The 19,661-nt window shown below is 71.1% G+C and carries 23 protein-coding genes, 2 pseudogenes and 1 riboswitch; of the genes and pseudogenes, 18 read left to right on the top strand and 7 right to left on the bottom strand.

The genetic code is table 11. From position 1 onward, the window contains the following. A pseudogene (locus IE286_RS22240) lies at window positions 1-103 on the top strand (IS5/IS1182 family transposase); the annotation flags it as partial. A 140-nt stretch (window positions 104-243) separates the two neighbouring features. Here the strand turns inward: IE286_RS22240 and IE286_RS22245 are convergent. After that, on the bottom strand, window positions 244-606 hold the full coding sequence (locus IE286_RS22245; protein WP_189798541.1) for a hypothetical protein: 363 nt from the start codon (window positions 604-606) through the stop codon (window positions 244-246). Window positions 607-750: 144 nt separating this feature from the next. After that, window positions 751-1,674: pseudogene (locus tag IE286_RS27360) on the bottom strand (RHS repeat domain-containing protein); the annotation flags it as partial. Between the two features lie 83 nt (window positions 1,675-1,757). On the opposite strand from IE286_RS27360, the gene IE286_RS22255 reads away from it, so the two are divergent. Together IE286_RS22255 and IE286_RS27685 are read left to right on the top strand one after the other, a co-directional pair. After that, a complete protein-coding gene (locus IE286_RS22255; RefSeq protein WP_189798542.1) occupies window positions 1,758-2,081 on the top strand; it encodes a winged helix-turn-helix transcriptional regulator in 324 nt (107 codons plus the stop codon). A 159-nt stretch (window positions 2,082-2,240) separates the two neighbouring features. Beyond that, window positions 2,241-2,369, top strand: coding sequence for a hypothetical protein (locus tag IE286_RS27685; protein WP_267970039.1), 129 nt, complete (start codon window positions 2,241-2,243; stop codon window positions 2,367-2,369). Window positions 2,370-2,390: 21 nt separating this feature from the next. On the opposite strand, the gene IE286_RS22260 is transcribed toward IE286_RS27685, so the two are convergent. Beyond that, the gene (locus IE286_RS22260) at window positions 2,391-2,585 is read right to left on the bottom strand and encodes a hypothetical protein (protein ID WP_189798543.1); all 195 of its coding nucleotides are present in this window, start codon (window positions 2,583-2,585) and stop codon (window positions 2,391-2,393) included. Between the two features lie 81 nt (window positions 2,586-2,666). Here IE286_RS22260 and IE286_RS22265 point away from each other — a divergent pair, with 81 nt between their 5' ends. Then, the gene (locus tag IE286_RS22265) at window positions 2,667-3,071 is read left to right on the top strand and encodes an STAS domain-containing protein (protein WP_189798544.1); all 405 of its coding nucleotides are present in this window, start codon (window positions 2,667-2,669) and stop codon (window positions 3,069-3,071) included. 546 nt (window positions 3,072-3,617) lie between these two features. Further along, window positions 3,618-3,989, top strand: coding sequence for a Rossmann-fold NAD(P)-binding domain-containing protein (locus IE286_RS22270; RefSeq protein WP_189798545.1), 372 nt, complete (start codon window positions 3,618-3,620; stop codon window positions 3,987-3,989). A gap of 13 nt (window positions 3,990-4,002) precedes the next feature. Here IE286_RS22270 and IE286_RS22275 read toward each other — a convergent pair whose 3' ends face one another. After that, window positions 4,003-4,308 (bottom strand): hypothetical protein, encoded by a 306-nt coding sequence (locus IE286_RS22275; RefSeq protein ID WP_189798546.1) that lies wholly within the window; start codon window positions 4,306-4,308, stop codon window positions 4,003-4,005. 179 nt (window positions 4,309-4,487) lie between these two features. Here IE286_RS22275 and IE286_RS22280 point away from each other — a divergent pair, with 179 nt between their 5' ends. From IE286_RS22280 to IE286_RS22295, 4 genes are all read left to right on the top strand, one after another. After that, on the top strand, window positions 4,488-5,711 hold the full coding sequence (locus tag IE286_RS22280; RefSeq protein ID WP_189798547.1) for a hypothetical protein: 1,224 nt from the start codon (window positions 4,488-4,490) through the stop codon (window positions 5,709-5,711). Between the two features lie 201 nt (window positions 5,712-5,912). Continuing rightward, a complete protein-coding gene (locus tag IE286_RS22285; RefSeq protein WP_189798548.1) occupies window positions 5,913-8,222 on the top strand; it encodes a tetratricopeptide repeat protein in 2,310 nt (769 codons plus the stop codon). Window positions 8,223-8,401: 179 nt separating this feature from the next. Beyond that, the gene (locus IE286_RS22290; RefSeq protein ID WP_189798549.1) at window positions 8,402-8,614 is read left to right on the top strand and encodes a hypothetical protein; all 213 of its coding nucleotides are present in this window, start codon (window positions 8,402-8,404) and stop codon (window positions 8,612-8,614) included. Between the two features lie 263 nt (window positions 8,615-8,877). Beyond that, complete coding sequence (locus IE286_RS22295; RefSeq protein WP_189798550.1) at window positions 8,878-9,336, top strand: acyl-CoA thioesterase; 459 nt, start codon at window positions 8,878-8,880, stop codon at window positions 9,334-9,336. Here IE286_RS22295 and IE286_RS22300 read toward each other — a convergent pair. Next, window positions 9,296-10,507 (bottom strand): MFS transporter, encoded by a 1,212-nt coding sequence (locus IE286_RS22300; protein WP_189798551.1) that lies wholly within the window; start codon window positions 10,505-10,507, stop codon window positions 9,296-9,298. The genes IE286_RS22295 and IE286_RS22300 overlap by 41 nt on opposite strands. A gap of 181 nt (window positions 10,508-10,688) precedes the next feature. On the opposite strand from IE286_RS22300, the gene IE286_RS22305 reads away from it, so the two are divergent. Continuing rightward, window positions 10,689-11,987 carry an ROK family transcriptional regulator gene (locus IE286_RS22305; RefSeq protein ID WP_189798552.1) on the top strand — a complete coding sequence of 433 codons (1,299 nt, stop codon included), beginning with the start codon at window positions 10,689-10,691 and terminating at the stop codon, window positions 11,985-11,987. Between the two features lie 31 nt (window positions 11,988-12,018). Here IE286_RS22305 and IE286_RS22310 read toward each other — a convergent pair whose 3' ends face one another. Both IE286_RS22310 and IE286_RS22315 read right to left on the bottom strand, forming a co-directional pair. Continuing rightward, entirely contained in the window at window positions 12,019-12,945 is a 927-nt protein-coding gene (locus IE286_RS22310; RefSeq protein ID WP_189798553.1) for an NADP-dependent oxidoreductase, read from the bottom strand. Then, on the bottom strand, window positions 12,942-13,436 hold the full coding sequence (locus IE286_RS22315; protein ID WP_189798554.1) for a nuclear transport factor 2 family protein: 495 nt from the start codon (window positions 13,434-13,436) through the stop codon (window positions 12,942-12,944). Before IE286_RS22315 ends, IE286_RS22310 begins: the two co-directional genes overlap by 4 nt. Window positions 13,437-13,625: 189 nt before the next feature. On the opposite strand from IE286_RS22315, the gene IE286_RS22320 reads away from it, so the two are divergent. The 8 genes from IE286_RS22320 (at window position 13,626) to IE286_RS22355 (ending at window position 19,603) form a co-directional block, all read left to right on the top strand. After that, window positions 13,626-14,438: a LysR family transcriptional regulator gene (locus tag IE286_RS22320; RefSeq protein WP_189798555.1), complete on the top strand. Its 813-nt coding sequence runs from the start codon at window positions 13,626-13,628 to the stop codon at window positions 14,436-14,438. 106 nt (window positions 14,439-14,544) lie between these two features. Beyond that, window positions 14,545-14,675, top strand: a riboswitch (FMN riboswitch). Between the two features lie 160 nt (window positions 14,676-14,835). Next, complete coding sequence (locus IE286_RS22325) at window positions 14,836-15,444, top strand: riboflavin synthase (protein WP_189798556.1); 609 nt, start codon at window positions 14,836-14,838, stop codon at window positions 15,442-15,444. Continuing rightward, complete coding sequence (locus tag IE286_RS22330; protein ID WP_189798557.1) at window positions 15,441-16,085, top strand: nicotinamide mononucleotide transporter family protein; 645 nt, start codon at window positions 15,441-15,443, stop codon at window positions 16,083-16,085. The genes IE286_RS22325 and IE286_RS22330 overlap by 4 nt, the downstream gene beginning before the upstream one ends. Continuing rightward, a complete protein-coding gene (locus IE286_RS22335; RefSeq protein WP_189798558.1) occupies window positions 16,082-17,410 on the top strand; it encodes a bifunctional 3,4-dihydroxy-2-butanone-4-phosphate synthase/GTP cyclohydrolase II in 1,329 nt (442 codons plus the stop codon). Before IE286_RS22330 ends, IE286_RS22335 begins: the two co-directional genes overlap by 4 nt. Window positions 17,411-17,428: 18 nt before the next feature. Beyond that, window positions 17,429-17,914 carry a 6,7-dimethyl-8-ribityllumazine synthase gene (gene ribH / locus IE286_RS22340; protein WP_189798559.1) on the top strand — a complete coding sequence of 162 codons (486 nt, stop codon included), beginning with the start codon at window positions 17,429-17,431 and terminating at the stop codon, window positions 17,912-17,914. Between the two features lie 34 nt (window positions 17,915-17,948). After that, window positions 17,949-18,221 (top strand): phosphoribosyl-ATP diphosphatase, encoded by a 273-nt coding sequence (locus IE286_RS22345; protein ID WP_189798560.1) that lies wholly within the window; start codon window positions 17,949-17,951, stop codon window positions 18,219-18,221. A gap of 55 nt (window positions 18,222-18,276) precedes the next feature. Then, the gene (gene hisG, locus IE286_RS22350; protein ID WP_189798561.1) at window positions 18,277-19,125 is read left to right on the top strand and encodes an ATP phosphoribosyltransferase; all 849 of its coding nucleotides are present in this window, start codon (window positions 18,277-18,279) and stop codon (window positions 19,123-19,125) included. A gap of 10 nt (window positions 19,126-19,135) precedes the next feature. Next, window positions 19,136-19,603, top strand: a complete 468-nt coding sequence (locus tag IE286_RS22355) for a PH domain-containing protein (protein ID WP_189798562.1) — start codon at window positions 19,136-19,138, stop codon at window positions 19,601-19,603. Window positions 19,604-19,661 lie beyond the last annotated feature (58 nt).

Here is a 19,661-nt window from a genome sequence, read left to right on the forward strand (position 1 = left end):
GAAGGGCTGGAAGATTCTCCGCGACTGCCGGCTCAGGGGTGACGGCGTGCATCACGCCATGCTCGGCGTCGCCCGCCCGCACAACCTCGCCCTCGCCGGGTGACCGGCAAACGAGCAGGTCACCCGGCACGCCAGAAGCGATTTACGGGACAGCCCTTAGGGCAACACCTTCGAGTCTGAGGCTACGAGTTTAAGTTCGACAAGCGGCCAACAGATCGACTTCCAGCTTTTAGCGCGTGTGTATCATACAGCATCGCGTGGCGTAAGATAATCAATCATGGCTTCCCTTACGGATTTAGGTGTTGACAGGTCGTTCGGATCATTCAAGCCGAGCAACGGAAGGTCGAGGATGAGACTCGCGATCTTGCGCGAGAACTTCCTTTCGTTCCAGCGGCTAATGGCTTGGAAGGTGCGAGAAAAACCGTAGTATGCTGGGCTTTCTGCGCACATCTCGGGGACTGCCTCGTACGTCCCTGCCGATGTGCGCTGCACTGGCTGCGACGGCGGAACTACAACCAAAGGTGGCATGCCGTCGTTCCGCAAATTATCGAAAATTTGAGCGACATCGCGGCGTGAAGAGCCGCCGTAACGCTCAAGCGCGAACATTTCCGACATGCAAATGGCATCAGCTCGGATTGCGTACGGTTTTGCGTGCGTGTATTCGATCTCACTACTAGGGTGAATAATGTCTCGCCAGGTGGACAGGGTGGCGTCTCGATAAGACGTGATATACAAGTGCAATTTATGGACCTATACTATGGGTGTGTAAGGAAGAATTCGTACGCGGCCAATCTGTGTTATCTCGTCGTTCGATAGCGCCATGGGCGAGTCTACCTTCCCTCCGGCGTCGGCGAGGTTTGGAATGCGGCTTATGTCCCTGATCACGTCTTCTCGAAAGACTCCTCTCGTGAGTGTGTAGGGGACTTTGTCTCTGAATTGATGAAATGCCTCACGTGCGCACGCAGCGGCTCCTTCAGGGGTAGTGGAGAAGTATTTCACCTCTGCCCCGCCTAGATTTCGGTATCTTCGGTTGGCGGGGCCGGGTATGTCCTTGAGTTCATCATCCATCACGACGCGGTAAACGTATATTTCGCCAAGCTTGAGTTTACTTTCGTCGGCCTCCTCTTCCTCAGGGCAAACGTCTGGGGCCAGGCCCAAGTGATCAGACCAGATTTGTGGGTCGTAGTACTGGCCCGGGAAGCGTAGCGGTGTGTACGCGGTGCTGTTCGCCGCCCATGCCGTTGTCCCCCACAGGGTGGATCGGGCGCGCCATGCGAGGTGGCCGTGTTCGTCCACCAACTCGGTAGGTGTGCCGACCAGGTCGGTGACGATGGCGAAGAAGCGGGAGTCGATCTCCTCTTGTGAGGCGTCGGCGGCGGGCAGGAGGCGTTCGGTCTGGGATATGGGGCGTAGGCCTTGGTGGTCCCAGGTGAGGGCCACCGGGTGGGGCAGGTCGGGGGACGTGGTGGTCTGTTCGCACAGAGTGGTGCCGTCCCAGGTGAAGTCGACACGTTCGACGACTGTTTCGCCGTCCTCGGCCAGGCGGAGTTTGGCGGTGCGGCGGCCCAGCGGGTCGTAGGTGTAGCGCCAGCGGGTGCCGTCGGGGGTGATCACTGAGGTGAGGCGGTCCTCGGCGTCCCACTCGTAGCGCCAGGTGTCGGGTTTGCGGGACAGCCAGGGAGGTGGGCAGCTGTGCCGCTGCGCCCACCGCTTGGACGGCTCGTGCCACGACGAGACTCCACAGGTTCGGTGCAGCGTTGGGCAACCATCGCTTCCGTCAGATCGCCAAGAACACCGGAGCCCCCACCGACCGCCTGTCCGCCCGGCTGAAGAGTCTGGTCGCGGACGGTGTCCTGGAGCGCCGCCCGCTGCCCGATGACCCGCGCCACGACGGCTACTACCTCACCGAGGCCGGCCGCGACCTGCTCGGCGTCATCCGTGAACTGCTGCGCTGGGGGGATCGCTGGCTCACCACCTCCCCGCCCATGAAGCTGCGCCACCACGACCACGATTTCACCCCCGGGCGGTCTGCGCCCACTGCGGCGAGCCGGTCACCCAAGGCGAGGTGTACGCGGATGTGACCGTGGAGGGCTGGACACTGAAGGGCCCGGCCGCAGCCCTGCCCGGTGAGGCGGAAAGCGGCCGGGCGTGAGGGGCCGCGGGGCGCATGCGTCGTGGCGGCCGGGGCCGGTATCGCGCTCGCTCCTCGGCCGGCCATCGGTGAACAGCAGGAGGTCAGCGTGCACCCGCTCCTCGCCCCGGTCACCCGTACCGTTTACACGGTCATCCGCACCGGCACCGCCCGCAGGCCGGATGTGCATCTGCTGAACGCCCTGCTGAAGCAGGCGGCCGCCGCCGCAACGACGTGATCCGTAGGTCGCAGCTGTCTGTCAGGACAGCTGGTCGAGCAGTCCCCGGCGATGTGCGGCGGCCCAGGTGCCGAGGTGGAGGGGGTCGCGGCCCGGCAGGTCCTCGACTGTGCCGGTGGTGACCGCCGAGTGGTCGAAGCGGCCCTCGTAGGTCTGGCGCGCCGGGATGAGGGTGCCGGCCGCGCACGCGGCGTTCATGATGAAGACAGGCGGCATCTGCACCCGGCACAGGCATCGGCGAGTGTGCAACGCGTCGCTGGGGGCCCGGCACCGTCCGGAACCGAGGAGGGATGGGCCATGCGCTGGACCATCGCCCGTACCGAGCAGATCGCCGTCAGTTGCGACACGGCCAATGGCTGGACCGTCGTCGAGGTCGACGGCGACGTCGATGTCCACACCCACGCCACGCTCCGCCAGGCGGTCATCGAGCTGCTCGGCGAAGGACACCGCAACTTCGTCCTCGATCTGTGCTTCGTGCCCTTCCTGGACTCCGTGGGCCTGGGCACCATCGTCGCGATCACCAAACGCATCAAGGCATGCGAAGGCTCGCTGCGCATCACCTGTCCCTCGGCCCGGATGGCCCGAGTCTTCGAGCACGGCGGCCTGAGCAACGCTTATGAGTTCTACGACTCGCCCCAGGAGGCCACCGAGCAGGCGCCGCCGGTCGACGGCCTGGCCTACTGGCCCGGGCCCGTCCGCTGAACGGAGATCGCAGCGACGGCGTCCTGATGCAAACTGTCGAGGCGCCCCGGCGTTCTCCGGGCGACCCCTGCTGCCGAGATGGCCTGCGCGGCATGGGGGCACCGGCCATCGGTGCGGCAAACCTGCGGTGACTGGTCGCGTTCGGCCGGCAGCCCTCGCTGGAGTCCGGCAGCCGGACCCGTACGGCCGAAGCGCCCGTAGGCCGGTGGTCGGCCGGAGCGCGGGCAACGAGGAGACCGGCGAGGTGGTCGGGACCGCGGAGTCAAGATCGGCGCGGCGGTGAGGGCCGGGTACGCGCGAGCCGGCCACCTGATCGTCGGCCGCCCGGTGCGCCCTGCGGGCCGGGAGCGGCCGGCCCCCTCGCTCTGGCACTCGGAGTGCCGCTGCCGGGGTTCGTGCTGCACCCGTCCCGCACCGGGCCGCCACCGTGCTGGCCGTGTCCGCCGTACGTCCGCTGCCGTCCTCCGGGCTGTGTGCGGCGTCCAAGGGTGCTGTGGAGCTGATCAGCGAGGCCTTCGCCCACGAACTGGCCCCCACGAGAGCCAAGTGACCATCATCGAACCGGGTGTCTTCGCCACCGAGTTCGCCGCCGGCCTCCATGTCGTCGCTCCCGACGTCTACGAGCCGATGGTCGGGAAGTTTCTCGCGGACTTCGCCGCCCTGCCACCCGAGGCCTTCGGTGACGCCGAGGCCGTCGCGGACGCGATCACGGCGGTGACGACGATGGAGAACCCGCCGCTGCGCCTGGCCGTCGGGGCCGACGATGTCGACGGCATCCGGGCCTCACTCTTCGGTGGCGCAGGGCCTGCGGACGTCGTGCGGTGTGAACTCGTGCCCGCGAAGGCGCTGTTCGTCTCGGCGATCTCTCGCAGATGCGGCGGAGCGTCTGCGAGGAACCGTCCGCCAGGTACCGCGTAGGCGGTCGTGAGCATCAGGTGAGGGCCTGCACAGCCCGGCGGGTGGTGGCCAGGGCCTTGGTGAGGCGGTACGCGGGCAGGTGCGTGACCTTGTAAGGGTGAGCGCAGGCATTGCGGATCTCTCGGGCCTCGTGGAGGCGCTGCTCGGAGACGCGGGTGAACCGCGCCAGGTACTCGATCGGTCGCGCCGGGTCGGGGCACTGCCGGACGAGCCAGTCCCACAGGCAGAGCAGCTCGACGATCCGGCACGGGTCGAGTTGCGTGATCCAGCGCGGCGTGGGCATGTCGTCGAGGTCGAGGAAGGCGCGGATGGTGGTCATGTCGGCCTCCTGGGCACAGCACGGCCAGACCCCTTGCCAGGGGCCCGGCGGATGTGGGATGGATCCAGGACAGCCGGGGCAGGAACGGGGTGTCACGCCTGGCGGACGATCCCGTCCAAGCCCGGACGTGCGGCGAAATCCATCGGACAGCTTCGGACAGTCCGGGAAGGGTGGGCTCGGTGGGGGATCGGCACGAGACGGCGCGTCAGGAGTTCGCGGCCTGGCTGAGAGAGGTGCGCATCCGGGGCGGGCAGCCGTCGCTGCGGCAACTGGAAGGAGAAACGGAGGCCTGGGGTCACCGCGTCTCCAAGAGCACGATGCAGGAGATGCTCTCGGGCAAGCGGTTCCCCAACATCAACCAAGCCGTCGCGTTCGCCAAGGCCGCCACCCGCAACGACAAGGAGGTGGTCGATGACACCCGCAAGAAGTGGCACAGCACAGCGCTCGTCCTGAACTCCCCGGCTCCTGCTGTGCCCATCGCCTCCGATCCAGCACAGGGCACCATCGCTTCCGCAGCCCGGACGCCGCCGTCTGAGCCCGCACCGTCCGACGCCGACGGGCCACAGGGCCGCAACCGTCTGCTGCCCCGTACCGTTGTGCTCGCGTCGCTGGCAACCGCCGGTGCCGCGGCCCTGGTCGCGTGGCTCGTGACCGCCGATCCGTTCGGCGGTGACGCCGCATCACCGGCACGCGCCGGCAGCTCCTCGTCCGCTGGGGCGGTCCCAGCGCAGACCGCCGCCGCAGCAGGTTCCTCGTCCGGTACGTCGGCGGATCCAGGCACGTGGACCGGCCAGGCCCCCATCGCCGTCCAGGCCTCCTCGGCTTCCTCCATGTGCGCCTCAGCGTGGTTCGACGGGAGCGCGAAGCAGTACCTCGCCCAGCTCCAGCCCGGAGGAGCGCCCCCGCGGACGGCCGTCCGCCTGAAGCCGTCCATCCAGGTCACCGTTCAGGGCCGCACGCAGCAGAGCGTGCTCCTCACCGGCATGCACATCAACATCACCGCACGCCACCCCGGGCCGGCCACCGGCATCGTGGTGTCGAGCGGCCAGTGCGGTGGTGGAGTCACCGAGCGCCACTTCGACGTCGACCTCTCCGCCACCCCGCCCACCCTCACCGCCGAACCCGCCGTCGACGCCTACACGGGCCAAACAACCTCCCCCGCGGTGGACTTCCCTTACAAGATCTCCCTGACTGATCCAGAGGTCTTCGAACTCGACGTGACCAGAGACTGCGCCGGCGACTGCACCTTCACCGTGACACTCGACTGGGTGGCCGACGGCAAGAAGGGGACCAGCGTCCTGGACAACCAAGGCCGGGGCTTCCGAAGCGTCGACCCCGTATCCCGGCCCCACTATCGGCTGCAGCCCGGAGTCAACGGCATGGAGTTGCGGCAGGGGGGCTGATGTCGCTCGCCGCGGGTTCCGGGGCCGCCTCGCGTGATCCTTCGGCAGGCAGCGCGTCGGCGAGGTCACGTCGGACACCCCGCGCGCCGGCGTCGCCCAACCGGCCGCCGCCCTCCGCCACTGTGAACAGCACCGCCCGTTGAGTAGCCTCTCGTTGTGGATGCACGACGCAGTGGGCCGCGGGGAGCACTGTCGGTCCGCATGTTCCAGGAAGCGGAGCCAGTCGGGTCCGGTGAGGTCATCCGGGCCTGGGGCAGATTGCGGCAACGAGTACCGGAGGGCAGCTCGCAACTGGCGTACCTGAACCGCCTCACCGGTGTCGGCTTCAGCGACTTGCGCCACCTGAGGGAGGTGCGGACGTGGTGTGCGCATCCGGAAGAACACGGGTATCCAGCCCAGGACGAGGTGGACAGGGCCCTGGCCTGTGCGCGAAAGGCCTTGTCACGCCTGCCCACCATCCCCGTCACCGCATCGTCGGGCACCACCGTGGCGAACGGTGCCTGCCCGGATGCCGCGCGGTGCCCACCGTCCGCGTCCGCGGAACCCCTGTCCACGGCGGGCCGTCCGACGGCCTCCCCAGGGCCGGCACACGTGCGCGATCGGACGGCGGAGCGGCGCCCGACCCCTCTGGAAGCGGCGTACCGGGAAGCGAAGAACGCCTGCGCCGCCGAACCTCCACACGAGGCGGTAGCAGCCGCGGACCGGTTGCTCTCCATCGCCGAGCGCGAATTCGGTCCCACGCACGTCCGGACCCTGGAGATCCAGTACGAGGTGGCCCAATGGCTGGGCGATGCCGGTTACTACCAGGAGGCCGTCGACCTGCTGGACGAGATCGTCGCCTGCCGAGTCGACCAGCGCGGAGCCGATCACCCCACCACCCTCGCTGCCGAGCACCTTCTGGGCTGGTGGAGCGCCCGGTGCGGCCCCTGGACGGAAGCGGCAGAACTGCTGCTCGACGTCGCCGCTCGCAGCGCTCGAGTGCTCGGCCCGGACCATCCCGATACGCGGCTGTCAGCCAGCGATGTCGCCGAAGTCGCCGAAGACGGTGCGGCACTCGACGCGGAGCCTGGTACGGCGGCCGGATGGTTCGCACGACAGCGTCGCGCAGCGATCATCGATCTCGCGCATCCCGGCACTCCCGCACAGACTCAAGACCTGCTCGCCCGCTGGCGCATACTCGCGTCGGCGGCGACACGGGTGCTTGGGAACGCCCACCCGGAAACGCTGGCGGCTCGCATCGAACAGGCCTACGCGACCCACCAAGCGGGGAAGGTGTCAGAAGCCGCCGAGCTGTACGACCAGCTGTCCGCACACGTCAAGGCGCACCGGACGGCGGACGCCGGACCGCACGACCGTCGCCCGCCGAGCGAACGAGGGATGCCCGACACGGAACTGGTGTCCGCGCTCGGCACCGTTCTGGACGGGGCACTCGGCCCGGAAGACCCCACCATACTGCTCGTCCTCCTCCTGGCAGCGCACCGAAAGGGTGAAGACGGCGATGCGGAGGGCGCCCGGCTGCAGCTCGCCGATCTCACCGTCCGCCTTCACGAGGCGTGTGGCCCCGACCATCCCCGCTCGCTGGCCGCCCGTCGGGAACTGGCCCACTGGACCGGCGAATCCGGTGCGCGCGACGATGCCCATCGCCTCTTCGACGAACTCGCCCGGGACACCGTGCGTGTCCTCGGCCGACGCCACCCCACCACCCTGCTGGCGCTCCAGGGGCAAGGGCACTGGGCCGGGGAGTGCGGCCACGCGGAATACGCACGCAGCCGGCTCACAGATCTCGTCCTGCCGATCGCCGCGGCCTTCGGAGCCGATCATCCGACAGCCATACGTGCCAGGCTCCAGCGCGCCCGCTGGACGGGCGAGAGCGGCGAGGTCGCCGCCGCCCACCGACAGTTCGAAGAGCTGGCGCCCTGGGCCGTGCGTGCCCTGGGCACCGGCCACCCGATCACCGTGCAGGTCTTGCTCGGCGCAGCGCGCTGGACGGCTGAGGCGGGCCTGCCGGGCGCGGCCGCGGCCCAGCTACGGGAGGTGCTCGATGTCCTGACACGAGAGTTGGGTGCCGACCACGTGACCACCCTCGACGCACGCGAGCGCCTGGTGCAGTGGACCGGTGACTCGGGCGACCCCCAGGGGGCGTACGAGCAATGCGAACGCCTGATCCCCGACCTGGAGAGGGTTTTCGGACCCGAGCACTGGACAACACTGGTAGCCCGCTACAACAGTGCCCACTGGGCCTGCGCGGCAGGCCGGCACGACCTGGCCGCGCGGATGTTCGCCGCCCTGGAGGACGCGTTCCACCGAGTGCAGGGGCCACACGGCACCTGGACTCTGAGCGTCCAACACCGCAAGGCCAACTGCGTCGGCGAGGCGGGGGACACCGCGCAAGCCAACAGGTACTACAGCGAGCTGGTTCCGAAGGCCATGGCCGCTCTGGGCGAGGCCGACCCCACTGCCCGGCTCATCAAGCAGTGGGCGGAACACTGGCGGAATCGCCACCGGTCATAGTGGTGCTGCAGGGGGACGAAGGCACGGTGGCTCGACCGGATCCTGCGGCGACCACACGCAGCCACGGGGCGGTACGCGCAGCGCCCCGGCGGGACCAACGCCCGTGGGGTCACAGACGCACGCCGATCACGACGGCGGTCGCGGCGAAGGGTGGTGAACACCGCCCACGACAGACCGTCATGGGGCAGCCTCTGGCTGTCGGAGTGGAGTTCGAGTCCGACCAGGACGAACAGGCAACCGTCGAGCAGGGGACCACCGTCCAGAAGGCGTTCGCCCGCAAGCGCATGTCCGCGCGCACCACGCGCGGCACCACCTGGCTCGTGATCAGTCCGCCGACGACCACGGCGACGACCCCCAAGGTACCGATCTCCTCGGCGATCAGGCAGTGGTGAAGGGGACCAGCAGCATCACGGACCAAGTGGACCTGGACGGCGGGCAGGACCGGCTGCTGCCGCACATGGGGCCGCCGGCCGGCGACCTGGTGCCGGCCGAGCGGCTGTGATCCGGTCGGCCCGCCCGGCGGGTCCGCCGTCATCGCCGGCCGGGGCACCGGGCGGTCGTGTCCGGGGAGCCCGGGACCGCACAGCGAGCCCGCCTGAGCGCCTGCTTAGTATGGCGGGGTACCGTCGGCCCACCAGCAGCCCAGGAGTACCGTGTGACCGCCGAAGCACCCGTCGCCCCCGCCCTGTCCTACGGGCGGCTGACCCCCGTCACCGTCCACTTCGACGACCTGGACGCGCTCGGGCTGCTGCACAACGCGCGCTACCCACTGCTGGTGGAGCGGGCCTGGTCCCGGCTGTGGCAGGAGCGCGGCCTGGGCTTCGCGGGCGACTGGGCGGCGGCCGGCGACGCCTGCAACGCGGTCAAGGAACTGCGCATCACCTACGAGGCCCCCGTCACCCTGCCCGGCGAGTACGCCGTCCACCTGTGGCTCGACCGGCTCGGCACCACCGGGCTGACGTACGGCTTCCGTTTCTGCTCCCCCGACGGCGCGCACACCTATGCGCACGGCACCCGGGTCCTGGTCCGGCTGGACGCGGACACCCTGCGCCCCGCCCCGTGGAGCGAGGAGTTCAGGGCCGCGGGTCGGGAACTTCTGCGGAGCGCTCACTGACCGTCGGCCGGCCCCGGTCACCGGGCCGCAGCACCCCGGCGAAGCCGGCCACGCCGCACGCCAGCAGCGTCACCAGGGCGAACGAGGCCACCAGGCCGGCCGCCTGCGCGAGCCCGCCGATCGCGCTCGGCGCGATCAGCCCCGAGGTGTAGGTGACGGTCGCCACGCCCGCGATCGCCTGGCTGGGGTTCGGGCCGCTGCGCCCGGCCGCCGCGAAGCACAGCGGCACCACGACGGCGATCCCGAGGCCCATCAGCGCGAAACCGCACATCGCCATGGCCGGATGGCCCGCCAGCACCACGAGCAGCCCGCCCAGGACGGCCAGCACCCCGCTCGCCCGTACCGTGCGTACCGAGCCGAACCGGTCCACCATCCGGTCGCCCGCGAACCGGGCCACCGCCATGGTGAGCGTGAACCCCGTGGTGCACGCCGCCGCCAGCCCGGCCGAGGTGTGCAGCCGGTCGTGCAGATACACCGCCGACCAGTCCAGGCTCGCGCCCTCGCCGAAGACCGCGCAGAACCCGATCGCGCCGATCAGCAGCGCCGACTTCGGCGGCAGCGCGAACCGCGGCGGCGGCTCCTCGTCCTCGCCCGGGGTGACGTCCAGGACCCAGGTGCAGGCCACCAGCCCCAGCACGGTGAGCACGCCGGCCGCCAGGGCGTGATGCAGACGTGCGTCCGAGCCGAGGTGCGCGGCGAGCGTGCCGCCCGCCGAGCCGGTCAGCGCGCCCGCGCTCCACATGCCGTGCAGCCCGGACATGATCGAGCGGCCCAGCCGGTTCTCCACCTCCACGCCCAGGGCGTTCATCGCCACGTCCGCCATGCCCGAGGAGGCGCCGTAGACGAACAGCGCCGCGCACAGCGTGAGCAGGTTCGGGCTGAGGGAGGGCAGCACGAGACTGAGCGTCCACAGGGCGAGCAGCCCGCGCAGCGCGGTACGGGCACCGAAACGGTGGCTGATGCCGCCGGCCAGCGGCATCGCCACGGACGCGCCGAGCGCGGGAAAGGCCAGTGCGAGGCCGAGCTGGCCGGCGCCGATGGAGGCGTGGTCCTGGATCCACGGCACCCGCGTGGCGAACGACCCGGTGACGGCCCCGTGCACCGCGAACACGGCGGCCACGGCGTACCGGGCGCGCCGCACCTCGCGCCGCTGCTCGACCCCTGGGCTCATGCTCCGCCCCTCCCCGTATGGCGTTCGTCCACGAGTGCGGCGGCGCGGGCCGTGCACCGGGTGGCGTGTGCCCGGGTCCCCGCGCCGTCACGCGGCGTAAACTATCAGGAACCCTGCCTGATAGACAGAGGGAGAGACGGTCGCCGCGGCGCGGCCCAGCACACCTGGGAGGATCCCCGGCATGCCCGCATCCCCGAGCACCGCACGGGTCATCAACGACCGGCTCGCCCTGCGCCTGCTGCAGCAGCGCGGACCGCTCACGGCCGGGCAGCTCAAACAGCTCACCGGCCTGTCCCGGCCGACGGTCGCCGACCTCGTCGAACGCCTGAGCGCGGCCGGTCTGATCACCGTGGTGGGGGAGTCGGACCAGCAACGGCGCGGACCGAACGCCCGGCTGTACGGCATCGCCGCCGACCGCGCCCAGCTCGCCGCCCTCGACGTGCGCACCGACGGCGTGACGGTGACCGTGGCCGACCTGCTCGGCCGGGAACTGGCCAGAGCCGGCGCGCCGATCGGCACCGACACCGCCACCGGCCCCGCCGTCGAGCAGGCCGTCGCCCTCGTGGAGCAGGCGGTGCGGCGGGGGAGGGCCGAGCGGCTGCACACCCTCACGGTCGGCGCGCCCGGCCTGATCGACCCCGCCACCGGCGAACTGCGCGACTCCACCGGCCTGCCCGTGTGGCACCGCCGGCTGGTGACCGTGCTGCAGCGACGGCTGCCCGGCACCCGGGTCGTCGTGGAGAACGAGACCAACCTCGCCGCGCTCGCCGAACAGCGCGACGGCGCGGCACGCGGCCGGGACACCTTCGTCCTGCTGTGGCTCGGCGGGGGCACGGGCGCGGCCGTGATCCTGGACGGCACCCTGCGCCGGGGCGCCTCCGGCGGCGCGGGAGAGATCGGTTTCCTGCCGGTCCCGGGCACCCCGGGGCTGCCCTCCGCCACGGACTGCGAGGGCGGCTTCCACCGGCTGGCCTCGGCGCCGGCGGTGGTGGACCTGGCGGCCGCACACGGGATCGCCGGCCACGGGCCCGGCGTGCCGCAGGCCCGTGGCGCCGAGGGCGCGGCCGATCTGGTGCGGCGCGCGGCGCGGCTGGCTGCCGGGACCGCGACGGCCGTGGCGGACGGGACGGCACCGGGCGGGCTGCAGGAGCAGGCCGCCGACACCGAGAGAGCGGCACGCTTCCTGGACGCCCTCGCCGACCGGATTGCCCTCGGCGTCGCCTCGGTCGCGGCCGTCCTGGACCCCGGCTGCGTGGTCCTCGGCGGGGAGATCGGCCAGGCCGGCGGGGACGCGCTCGCCGCGCGGGTGGAACAGCGGGTCGCCCGGCTGTCCCCGCTGCGCACCGAGGTGCGGGCGGGCGTCCTCGGCGGCGCCGCCGTGCTGCGCGGTGCCCTGCTCACCGCCCGCGACAGTGCCCAGGAGGACCTGGTCACCCCGCCCGGAGCGGTGCCCGACTCGCCGTCGGGGCAGGGCCGTTGACCCGTCGGCCCGGTCCTTTTCACAGGGCGGGTCAGTCTGCGACGCTCACCACGATCTTTCCACCGGTGCTGCCCGCCGCGAGCGCGCGCTGCGCGTCAGCGGCACGGTCCAGCGGGAAGACGGCACCCACCCGCACGGAGAGCCGGCCGGCGGCGGCCAGATCGGCCACGGCCCTGAGGTCGTCACCGTCGAGCCGGCAGAACACCGGGGTGACGCCCGGCAGGCCGATGTCCGCCACCGAGGCGACGCGGGCACGTGGCCGGGCCGTGGCAGCGGTTGCGGCCACAACGCTTTGACCGACCGTGTCGAGGACGGCGTCCGCACCGCAGGGCACCAGGTCGAGGACGCGCTCGGCGACACCGTCGCCGTAGACGACCGGGGTGGCTCCGAGGGAGCGCACATAGCCATGGTCGCGCTCGGCGGCCGTGCCGATCACCTGGGCGCCGCGTGACCGGCCGATCTGCACGGCGAGCGAGCCGACACCGCCGGCCGCACCGTGGACCAGCAGGGTCTCGCCGGGCCTCATGTCCAGGGTGTGCACCACCGCCTGGTACGCCGTCAGGCCCGCCAGCGGGAGTCCGGACGCCTCGGCGAAGCCCATGGTGGAGGGTTTGTGCACCAGCGTGCGCACATCGGCGGAGACCAGCTCGGCCAGTCCGCCGTGCGCATGCTGCACATCGCTGCGGATGTAGCCGACGACCTCGTCGCCGGGGGCGAACTCGGTGGCCGCGGGGCCGGCGCTCTCCACCACCCCGGCGATGTCCCAGCCGGGGACCACCGGGAAGTAGGTGGCGACCGCGTCGTCCAGCGCGCCGGCCTGCAGCGCGAGGTCGGCCGGATTGAGCGCCGCCGCCTTCACGCGGACGACGACCGAGTCAACGTGCGCCTTCGGCCGCGGCAGCTCCGCCGGTTCGAGTACCTCGGGACCCCCGTAGGAGCGGTAGACCATCGCCTTCACGTCAGGCCCCCCGGAAGGGCCATCGGCATGTCCATCAGGACATCGTGGCGTACGATCTTCCACTCACCGTCGATGCGGCGAAGGTCGGTGTCGTAGTAACCCGACTCGATCGGCTCCACGGTGCCCTGGGCGCCGAGGGCACCGGCCGGCCAGCCGGCCTCCGGACGGCGCCGGGCGCGCACCCGGAACACGATGAACTGGGCGTTCAGGTGAGCCCGGTCACCGTCGACCTCGATGATGTGGTCCGAGGTGGTGTGGTGGCTGGAGCCGCCCTCGGGATGCGGCTCCATGAAGTTGTCCACCGCGTACTGTACCGCCGCACCGCCGATCAACGGCTCGCCGAACGGCTCGTAGCGGTCCGGACCCTCCTTGGTGTGGATCTGCACCACCGCGTCGTCGGTGAACAGGGCGCCCTGTGCTCTGCCGTCACGCCGGTCGGTGGCGCGGACGTAGCGGGCGAGCACTTCCTGCACCTCGCGCTCGTCACTCATGATTCGGATCTCTTTCCTGTAGGGCGTCGCGGTGCCTTCCGCGTGGCTCGGCGGGCCGCGAGAGGCAAGGGTTCGCATGCACGCAGCGTGGCCGGACCGGCAGGGCCGAAGTCCCGGCGACAGCCAGTGGATCAGATGGGCGTCGGCCTTGGCCATGACCGATGTGACATGCGGCGATACCCTGAAAGCATGGATCGGTTGGAGACCCGTGAACTCGTGTACTTCTCCGCGCTGGCCGACGAACTGCACTTCGGCCGGGCAGCAGAGAACCTGGGCATCACCCAGCCGGTGCTCTCGCGCGCCGTCGCCCGCCTGGAGCGGCGGATGGGCGTGCGGCTCGTGAACCGCACGAGTCGGAAGGTCGAACTGACGGACGCGGGAGACACCTTCCGCGAGGAATGCCGGCGCCTGCTGCGTCGGCTGGATGCCGCGGTACGGCGCACCCGGCAGTCGGCGCACGCAGCCGGCCCGGCCATCGCGGTACGCCCCGGAACCGGCAGCGGGTTCCTGCCGCACGTGCTGCGACGCTACGACGGACCCGAACCCGAACTGGTCTTCACCTACGACACCACGGGCGCGGTGCGGGACGGGACCGCGGACGCCGCCCTGGTGTGCCTCGGCAGCGAGGAGCTCGGCGGCCTGCGGGCCATCAGGACAGGGACGGAGGACCCGGTCGCGCTGGTGCCCCGGGGACACGTCCTGGCCGGCCGGGACGGCGTCGTGGTCGCCGACCTTCGCGGGGAGAGCAGCTACCGTGACCGATGCCCCGAAGCCGGCCTCGACGAGATCCTGGACCGCGTCGCCCTCGGCCGTCTCATCACCGTGGTCGGCTCGACGGTCGTCGACCGCCTGCCCGAGGAGGTCGCCGCCGTACCGGTCACCGACCTGCCCTCCACCACGCTCGCCTTCTGCTGGTCCCCGGCGACGAGGAACCCGCACCTGCGGACACTGGTGCGGAGCCTGGCCGAGGACGCGCTGCCGGGATCCGCGGCAACGGCGTAGGCGCAGGGCGGCCCGGGCCGGCGGACACTGCGCTCTGTGAGCGAGCACACACCGGTCACCTGTCTGGACGCCGACCGGGCGTGGCACACTTGCCCTGTACCTGAAGCAGCGCACTCCGGGGTCGGTGAAAGTCCGAACCGGCGGTGAAAGTCCGCGACCCGGCCGCTTCCAGCGGTCGGTTGACCAGGTGGAATTCCTGGACCGACGGTGAAAGTCCGGATGGGAGGCAGTGCGCGGCGGGCGGGCACACACCTGTGTGGACGCCGCCGTCCGCGGGTACGCCCGCACGGGCGTCCTCCGCCGCGGCGCCGTTCGCCCCGAGTGTCCTCGCCCGTGTTCTCTGTCGTCCGTCGACAGCCCCGGAGTCCGTGCCCGAGGAGGCAGGAGGACCCGGGAAGTGTTCACCGGAATCGTCGAAGAGCTGGGCGAGGTCACCGCCGTCGAGGACCTCGGCGACGCCGCCCGTTTCCGGCTCCGCGGCCCCGTCGTGACCCAGGGCGCCCGGCACGGCGACTCCATCGCCGTCAATGGGGTCTGTCTCACCGTCGTCGACCACGAGGGCGACGAGTTCACCGCCGACGTCATGGCGGAGACCCTCAAGCGCTCCAGCCTCGGCGTCCTCACCGTCGGCTCCCGCGTCAACCTCGAACGCCCCACCGCCGTCGGCGCCCGGCTGGGCGGCCACATCGTGCAGGGCCACGTCGACGGCACCGGCACGATCCTCGAGCGCACCCCCTCCGAGAACTGGGAGGTCGTGACGATCTCCCTGCCCGCCCACCTCGCGCGCTACGTCGTGGAGAAGGGCTCCATCACCGTCGACGGCATCAGCCTCACCGTCGTCGAGGCCGGCGAGGACTTCTTCACCGTCAGCCTCATCCCCACCACCCTCGCCCTGACCACCCTCGGCATCAAGCAGCCCGGCGACCCCGTCAACCTCGAGGTCGACGTCGTCGCCAAGTACGTCGAACGGCTGCTCGGCGACCGCGTGCAGGGGGCCGGCCGGTGAACTGGCTCAACTCGGAGGCCTTCACCCTCCTCGGCCAGCACATCAAGTGGTCCGACATGACCGGCAACGTCATCGGCCTGCTCGGCCTGGCCTTCGGCTGGCGCCGGTCCCTGTGGAGCTGGCCCACCCAGTTCCTGTCCGGCCTGATCCTCTTCGCCGCGTTCGCCACCGCCCACCTGTCCGGCAGCGCCGGCAAACAGGTCGTCGTCATGGCCGTGGCCGTCTACGGCTGGTGGCACTGGAGGCGCGGCAGCGGGCAGGCGGCGGACGGTCACATCGCCGTCCGGTTCGCCACCTGGCGCGAGCGGGCGGCGCTGCTGGCGGCCGCCGCCGTCGGCACCGTCGCACTCGCCGCGCTGTTCCACGCCTACCCGTCGCTGTCCTGGGACCCCTGGCCCGACGCCTACATCTTCGTCGGCACCGTCGTCGCCATGTACGCCCAGGCGCACGGCATGGTCGAGTTCTGGTTCGCCTGGCTGCTCGTCGACGCCGTCGGCGTCCCGCTCAACTTCGCCCATGGCTTCGCCTTCTCCGGCTTCGTCTACGTCATCTACGGCGCGCTCGTCCTGTGGGGCATGCGCGACTGGTGGCTGCGCTCGCGCCGGAGCGCACAGCCCGTCCCGGAAGGAGCGCCCGCATGACCGCGGCACCCGTCCTCTGCAGCACCGACCACCTCGCGGACATCACCCTCGACCCGGTCGAGCAGGCCGTCGCCGACATCGCCGCCGGCCGCCCGGTCGTCGTCGTCGACGACGAGAACCGCGAGAACGAAGGCGACCTCGTCGTCGCCGCCGAGAAGGTCACCGACGAGATCGTGGCCTTCATGATGAGCGCCTGCCGCGGCCTGATCTGCGCCCCCATGACCGGGGACGAACTCGACCGGCTGAATCTCCCTCAGATGGTCGCGGACAACACCGAGTCGATGCGGACCGCGTTCACCGTCTCCGTGGACGCCGCCGCCGGGCACGGCGTCACCACCGGCATCTCCGCCGCCGACCGGGCCACCACCCTGCGCCTGCTGGCGAGCGGCACCGCACAGCCGGCCGACTTCGTCCGCCCCGGCCACGTCTTCCCGCTGCGCGCCCGGCCCGGCGGCGTGCTCGAACGCGACGGCCACACCGAGGCCGCCGTCGACCTCGCCCGGCTCGCCGGGCTGCGCCCGGCCGGCGCGATCGTGGAGATCGCCGGGGACGACGGGCGCATGCTGCGCCTGCCCGAGCTGTTCGTCTTCGCCCGCGAGCACGGCCTGACGATCATCTCCATCGAGGACCTCGTCGCCTACCGCCGCTCCCGCGAGCACCCGGCCCCGGCCGGGCAGGGCGACGGCGCGGACACACCCGCCGTGCGCCGCGAGGCCGAGGTGCACCTGCCCACCCGGCACGGCACCTTCACCGCCCACGGCTACCGCGCCACCGCCGACGGCGTCGAGCACGTCGCCCTCGTCCACGGCGACCTCGGCGACGGCGAGGACGTCCTGGTGAGGTTGCACTCCGAGTGCCTCACCGGCGACGTGTTCGGCTCGCTGCGCTGTGACTGCGGCCCCCAGCTCGACGCCTCCCTGGAACGCATCCAGCGCGAGGGCAGGGGAGTGGTGGTCTACCTGCGCGGACACGAGGGGCGCGGCATCGGGCTGATGTCCAAGCTGCGCGCCTACGAGCTGCAGGAACGCGGCCGGGACACCCTCGACGCCAACCTGGAGCTCGGCCTGCCCGCCGACGCCCGCGACTACGGCGCCGGCGCCGAGATCCTCAAGGACCTCGGGGTCGCGAGCGTGCGGCTGATGACCAACAACCCCGACAAGACCGAGGCGTTGCTGCGCCACGGCATCAAGGTCACCGGACGGGTGCCGATGCCCGTGCAGGCCGGGGAGCACAACCTCCGCTACCTGCGCACCAAGCGGGACCGGATGGGCCACGACCTGCCCTGGCTGGACGCGGCGTCCGCCTCCACCTGCGGCAACCAGTAACGACACACGAGGAGAGATGTGAGCGGCAAGGGTGCACCGGAGCTGTCCGTACGGAACGTCGGGGACCTCAGGGTCGCCGTCGTCGCGGCGCAGTGGCACGAAAAGGTGATGGACGGCCTGGTCGGCGGCGCCCTGCGCGCCCTGCACGAGCTGGGCATCGACGAGCCGACCCTGCTCAGGGTCCCCGGCAGCTTCGAGCTGCCGGTGGTGGCCAAGGTGCTGGCCGGCCGGGGCTACGACGCGATCGTCGCCCTCGGCGTCGTCATCCGCGGCGGCACGCCGCACTTCGACTACGTCTGCCAGGGCGTCACCCAGGGCCTCACCCAGGTGGCCGTCGACACCGGCGTGCCGGTCGGTTTCGGCGTGCTCACCTGCGACACCGAGGAGCAGGCCCTGGACCGGGCCGGACTGGAGGGATCCAGCGAGGACAAGGGCCACGAGGCGGTCACCGCGGCGGTGGCGACGGCCGCCACGCTGCGCTCGGTCTCCGAGCCCTGGCGCTGACCGGCGAGGCGGACCGCGTAGGGTTAGCACCACCATGTCCAAGAAGACGTTCGAGGAGCTGTTCGCCGAGCTCCAGCACAAGGCCGCCCACGGCGACCCCGCCACCTCCCGCACGGCCGAACTGGTCGGCAAGGGAGTCCACGCCATCGGCAAGAAGGTCGTCGAGGAGGCCGCCGAGGTCTGGATGGCGGCCGAGTACGAGGGCAAGGACGCGGCCGCCGAGGAGATCTCCCAGTTGCTGTACCACGTCCAGGTGATGATGGTCGCCCGCGGCATCTCTCTCGACGACGTCTACGCCCACCTGTGACCCACCTGCTGTAAAAAGCTGTAGCAACCCCCCTCACGCAAAGGAAGCCGACCTCATGCTGCGCATCGCCGTCCCCAACAAGGGTTCACTCTCCGGCCCTGCGGCGGACATGCTGCATGAGGCCGGCTACCAGCAGCGCCGCGACTCCAAGGAGCTGCGCATCGTCGACCCGGAGAACGAGGTGGAGTTCTTCTACCTCCGCCCCCGCGACATCGCGATCTACGTCTCCTCCGGCCGCCTCGACATCGGCATCACCGGCCGCGACCTGCTGATCGACTCCGGAGCCGGGGCCGAGGAGATCCTCGCGCTCGGCTTCGCCCGCTCCACCTTCCGCTACGCCACCAAGCCGGGCACGGCCAGTGGCGTGAGCGACCTGAACGGCAGGACGATCGCCACCTCCTACGAGGGCATCGTCGCCAAGCACCTCGCCGACAACGGCATCGACGCCTCCGTCGTCCACCTCGACGGCGCCGTGGAGACCGCCATCGAACTGGGCGTCGCCGAGGTCATCGCCGACGTCGTCGAGACCGGCACCTCGCTGCGCAACGCCGGCCTGGAGGTCATCGGCGAGCCGATCATGACGTCCGAGGCGGTCGTCGTCCGCCGCACCGGCGCCGACGCCGAGGAACCCAAGGTGCAGCGCTTCCTGCGCCGCCTGCAGGGCGTCCTGGTGGCCCGGACGTACGTGATGATGGACTACGACTGCCGGGTCGAGCAGCTGGAGAAGGCCGTCGCGCTCACCCCCGGCCTGGAGTCCCCGACCGTCTCCCCGCTGCACAACGAGGGCTGGGTCGCTGTGCGTGCCATGGTTCCCGCCAAGGACGCCCAGCGGATCATGGACGACCTGTACGCCATCGGCGCCCGCGCCATCCTCACCACGGCCATCCACGCCTGCCGCCTGTGAAGGACGAGCGATGTCCGACCTGCCCGCACTTCCCGTCACCTTCCGGCCGGGACACGTCCGCGCGGTCCTGCTGACGGCCGCGGTCGCCCTCTTCGTGGTGATCACGGCCGTCGCCCTGCTGCTGGACCCGCTCAGCCCCGGTGAGCGCCTCAGCTTCGTGCTCACCGCCGCGCTGATCTCCGCCGTGCTGGTCCTGCTCTCCCGGCCCAAGGTGGTCGCGGACGACTCCGGCGTCACCGTGGTCAACATCGCCAGCAGCCGCCGTCTGGCCTGGCCGGAGATCCTCCAGGTGAACCTCCGCACGGGTGACCCGTGGGTGTTCCTCGACCTCAGCGACGGCACCAGCCTGCCCGCGCTCGGCATCCAGCCCGGCATCGCACGCAAGCGCGCCCTCGCCGACGCCCGGGCCCTGCGCGCCCTGGTCGAGGCCCGCTCGCTGCACGACCCGGAGCCGTCCCGGGACACGTCCCAGGGCTGACCAGGGTCCGTCTCAGGGAAGGGTCCGGGGCCTGTGCCCTGACGCATTCGCCGCGGTC

The sequence above is a fragment of the Streptomyces thermodiastaticus genome, assembly GCF_014656135.1.
In the GTDB taxonomy this organism is placed as follows: Bacteria; Actinomycetota; Actinomycetes; order Streptomycetales; family Streptomycetaceae; genus Streptomyces; species Streptomyces thermodiastaticus.

Bases quoted from the DNA above. Each gene is read 5' to 3' on its own strand.
- IE286_RS22260 (WP_189798543.1), bottom strand. From the start codon at position 2,585: ATGCCGCCTGTCTTCATCATGAACGCCGCGTGCGCGGCCGGCACCCTC.
- IE286_RS22290 (WP_189798549.1), top strand. From the start codon at position 8,402: ATGGGGCAGCCTCTGGCTGTCGGAGTGGAGTTCGAGTCCGACCAGGAC.
- IE286_RS22305 (WP_189798552.1), top strand. From the start codon at position 10,689: ATGCCCGCATCCCCGAGCACCGCACGGGTCATCAACGACCGGCTCGCC.
- IE286_RS22285 (WP_189798548.1), top strand. From the start codon at position 5,913: ATGTTCCAGGAAGCGGAGCCAGTCGGGTCCGGTGAGGTCATCCGGGCC.
- IE286_RS22335 (WP_189798558.1), top strand. From the start codon at position 16,082: ATGACCGCGGCACCCGTCCTCTGCAGCACCGACCACCTCGCGGACATC.
- hisG (WP_189798561.1), top strand. From the start codon at position 18,277: ATGCTGCGCATCGCCGTCCCCAACAAGGGTTCACTCTCCGGCCCTGCG.
- IE286_RS22355 (WP_189798562.1), top strand. From the start codon at position 19,136: ATGTCCGACCTGCCCGCACTTCCCGTCACCTTCCGGCCGGGACACGTC.
- IE286_RS22245 (WP_189798541.1), bottom strand. From the start codon at position 606: ATGTTCGCGCTTGAGCGTTACGGCGGCTCTTCACGCCGCGATGTCGCT.
- IE286_RS22320 (WP_189798555.1), top strand. From the start codon at position 13,626: ATGGATCGGTTGGAGACCCGTGAACTCGTGTACTTCTCCGCGCTGGCC.
- IE286_RS22265 (WP_189798544.1), top strand. From the start codon at position 2,667: ATGCGCTGGACCATCGCCCGTACCGAGCAGATCGCCGTCAGTTGCGAC.
- IE286_RS22315 (WP_189798554.1), bottom strand. From the start codon at position 13,436: ATGAGTGACGAGCGCGAGGTGCAGGAAGTGCTCGCCCGCTACGTCCGC.
- IE286_RS22300 (WP_189798551.1), bottom strand. From the start codon at position 10,507: ATGAGCCCAGGGGTCGAGCAGCGGCGCGAGGTGCGGCGCGCCCGGTAC.
- IE286_RS22345 (WP_189798560.1), top strand. From the start codon at position 17,949: ATGTCCAAGAAGACGTTCGAGGAGCTGTTCGCCGAGCTCCAGCACAAG.
- IE286_RS22275 (WP_189798546.1), bottom strand. From the start codon at position 4,308: ATGACCACCATCCGCGCCTTCCTCGACCTCGACGACATGCCCACGCCG.